The organism is Rhodopila sp., assembly GCF_035548235.1.
GTDB lineage: Bacteria > Pseudomonadota > Alphaproteobacteria > Acetobacterales > Acetobacteraceae > Rhodopila.
Map to the genome: position 1 here is coordinate 1 of NZ_DASZTJ010000023.1, position 3,218 is coordinate 3,218.

3 protein-coding genes are annotated in these 3,218 nt (G+C 66.1%); all 3 read left to right on the forward strand.

Annotated features, from left to right (window positions below; genetic code table 11):
- Positions 1 to 262, forward strand: a 262-nt coding sequence (locus VHB27_RS01195) for a hypothetical protein (protein ID WP_325596862.1), incomplete at its 5' end; no start/stop codon positions are given.
- 206 nt (positions 263 to 468) lie between these two features.
- A complete protein-coding gene (locus VHB27_RS01200; protein WP_325596864.1) occupies positions 469 to 1,362 on the forward strand; it encodes a TauD/TfdA dioxygenase family protein in 894 nt (297 codons plus the stop codon).
- Positions 1,363 to 1,609: 247 nt separating this feature from the next.
- Positions 1,610 to 3,193, forward strand: coding sequence for a 2-isopropylmalate synthase (locus VHB27_RS01205; RefSeq protein ID WP_325596866.1), 1,584 nt, complete (start codon positions 1,610 to 1,612; stop codon positions 3,191 to 3,193).
- Positions 3,194 to 3,218 lie beyond the last annotated feature (25 nt).

Here is a 3,218-nt window from a genome sequence, read left to right on the forward strand (position 1 = left end):
GCAGGCCTATTGCGACAACGTGTCCGACCGGGCGCCGCTGGTGCAGACGATCGCCCTGGCCGCCAGCAAGCTGGGCAATGATCCGCACAACCAGGAAATCGCCCAGTGCATGCTGATGGATTACGGCACCAACCGGCAGCCGGACCGCGACAAGCTGTTGCTGGCGGCGGCGTACCACACGGCGATGCACCGGAAATACGGCGACCCGCAGGAGCCGTCCCGCCGATTCGGCCAGGCCATGGACCTGGCGGAGCTGCATTGATGGCGCCGTGATGGCACGACAGCTCCCGCAGGCGCCAAGGTACGACGCAGGTCCCCTCGCCCGCGCCTTGGCGGGCGGCGGGCCCGCTGTCCAGGCGGTGCCGGGGGAGAGAAAGGCGGGTCGGGCCAAGCCCGACCATGACGCGGAGGGAGCGGTGCCCCTGACGAGCTAAGCCACGAACGAACCAACAACGAACGGAAACGACCATGACAGTCTCGATCCGCCCCATAGACCCGGTCTCCCGCCCGTTCTTCGGCGGCGAGGTCTCCGGCATCGACATCACCCGCCCCCTCACCCACGACGAGGCCGCGGCAATCGAAAAGGGCATGGACCAGTTCGGCGTGCTGGTCTTCCACGGCCAGCAGTTCACGGACGAAGCCCAACTCGCGTTCTCCCGCAATTTCGGCGCGCTGGAAGAAGCCTCCGGCGACCTGAACTGGGGCAAGGCGCGCCGGCTCGACTCGCCCCTGGTGAACGACATCTCCAATCTTGGCCTGCAGAACGAGGTCCTGGCGCGCGACAGCCGCCGCCGGCTGTTCAGCCTGGGCAACCGGCTGTGGCACTCCGACAGCTCCTTCAAGGCGGTGCCGGCGAAGTACTCGCTGCTGTCGGCCCGCTCGATCCCGTCGGCCGGCGGCAATACCGAGTTCGCCGACATGCGCACCGCCTATGACACGCTGGACGAGGACACCAAGAAGGAATGCGAGGACCTGGTCTGCGAGCACAGCCAGATCTATTCGCGCTCCATGCTGGGCTTCACCGAGTTCACCGACGACGAACTGGTCCGCTTCAAGCCGGTGCGGCAGCGCCTGGTGCGCACCCACCCGTCGACCGGCCGGAAGTCCCTCTTCCTCGCCTCCCACGCCGGCGCCATCGTCGGCTGGCCGATCCCCGAGGCTCGGGCCTTCCTGCGCGACCTGAACGAGCACGCGACGCAGCGGAAATTCGTCTACGCCCATGTCTGGAAGCAGTGGGACCTGGTGATGTGGGACAACCGGGCCACCATGCACCGCGCACGTCCCTTCGATCCCAAGGAGGTGCGGGACATGCACCGGACGACCGTCGCCTGCGAACGGTCCACCATGGCCGAAGCCGCCTGATCGCGAGAAAATCAGGGCACCATGGTTGCAGGATGCGGTTGATTCCCGTATAGGGGCGGTGATGCCTTTCCGCGCCGCCCCTCTGCTGGACTGTGTCGACGCCCCTGCGTCCGGTCCTGAGCGGCTGCTCGCCCTCCTTCGACTTACGCGCCCCTGAGCGTCTCGCCGGGTCGTTGAACGCCGGCTTCGCTCAGGGGAACCCCTGAGGTCTCAGTCGCGCATTCATTCTCCGAAGGACACAGATTCCATGAGTTTCGAACATCCGAGCTTCGGCAAGCTGGACGAAAACCGTATCATCATCTTCGACACGACGCTGCGGGACGGCGAGCAATCGCCCGGGTTCTCGATGAACCTGGAAGAAAAGATCCGCATGGCGGAGGCGCTGACCGAATTGGGCGTCGACGTGATGGAAGCCGGGTTCCCGATCGCTTCGCCGGGCGATTTCGAAAGCGTCAAGGCGATCGCCGAGACCGTCGGGCAGCGCGATGACAGCCCGGTGATCTGCGGCCTGGCGCGTACCGGCCGCGACGACATCCTGCGCGCCGCCGAGGCGGTGAAAGCGGCTCCCCGCAAGCGTATCCACATCTTCCTGTCCACCAGCCCGCTGCACATGAAATACAAGCTGCGGATGGAGCCGGCCGACGTACTGCAACTGGCTGTCGATTCGGTGACCCTGGCGCGGCAGTTCGTGGAAGACGTCGAATGGTCGGCCGAGGATGGCACCCGCACCGATCCCGACTTCCTGTGCCGCTGCGTCGAGGCCGCGATCAAGGCCGGCGCCACCACGATCAACATCCCCGACACGGTCGGCTATGCCCTGCCCGAGGACATGACCCGCATCTTCACCATGCTGCGGGAACGCGTGCCGGGCGCGGATCGCGTCGTCCTGTCGACGCACAACCACAACGACCTGGGCCTGGCCGTCGCCAACACGATCGCCGCGATCCGCGCCGGCGTCCGCCAGGTGGAAGCGACGATCAACGGCATCGGCGAGCGTGCCGGCAATGCCTCGTTGGAAGAAGCGGTGATGGCCATCCGCACCCGCAACGACGCGGTGCCGTTCAAGAACAACATCGTCACCGAGAAGATCCTGCGCACCTCCAAGATGCTGGCGGCGATCACCGGTTTCGACGTGCAGCCGAACAAGGCGATCGTCGGGCGCAACGCCTTCGCGCATGAGGCCGGGATCCACCAGGACGGCGTGCTGAAGCATGCCGGCACATATGAAATCATGTTGCCGGAAAGCGTGGGCTGGCAGAAATCCAGCCTGGTGATGGGCAAGCACTCGGGCCGTGCGGCGTTCCGCGACAAGCTGAAGACCTTGGGTTACACGATCGGCGACAACCAGCTCAATGTCGCGTTCCAGCGCTTCAAGGTGCTGGCCGACCAGAAGAAGGTGGTGTTCGACGAGGACCTGGTCGCCCTGGTCGACGACGAGGTGATGCGCGACCACGAGCGCATCCAGTTCGTCTCGCTGGACATCCATGCCGGCAGCAAGCATCCGGCGACGGCGGCGCTGGAGTTGTCGGTTGACGGCGTGGTGAAGTCCGCGTCCTCGACCGGCAACGGGCCGGTGGATGCGACGTTCAACGCGATCCAGCAGATCTTCCCGCACCACGCCAACCTGGTGCTGTTCTCGGTCGGTGCCGTGACCGAAGGCACCGATGCGCAGGCGAAGACGACGGTGCGGCTGGAGGAAGCCGGCAAGATGGTGGACGGCCAGGGCGCCGACGCCGACACGATCGTCTCGGCGGCGCGGGCCTATGTGCATGCGCTGAACAAGTTGCTGGTGAAACGGCTGCGGACGGAGCCCGTCGCGCTTTCGGCCTGACGGGGCCCCTCTGCGTCCGGGGGGG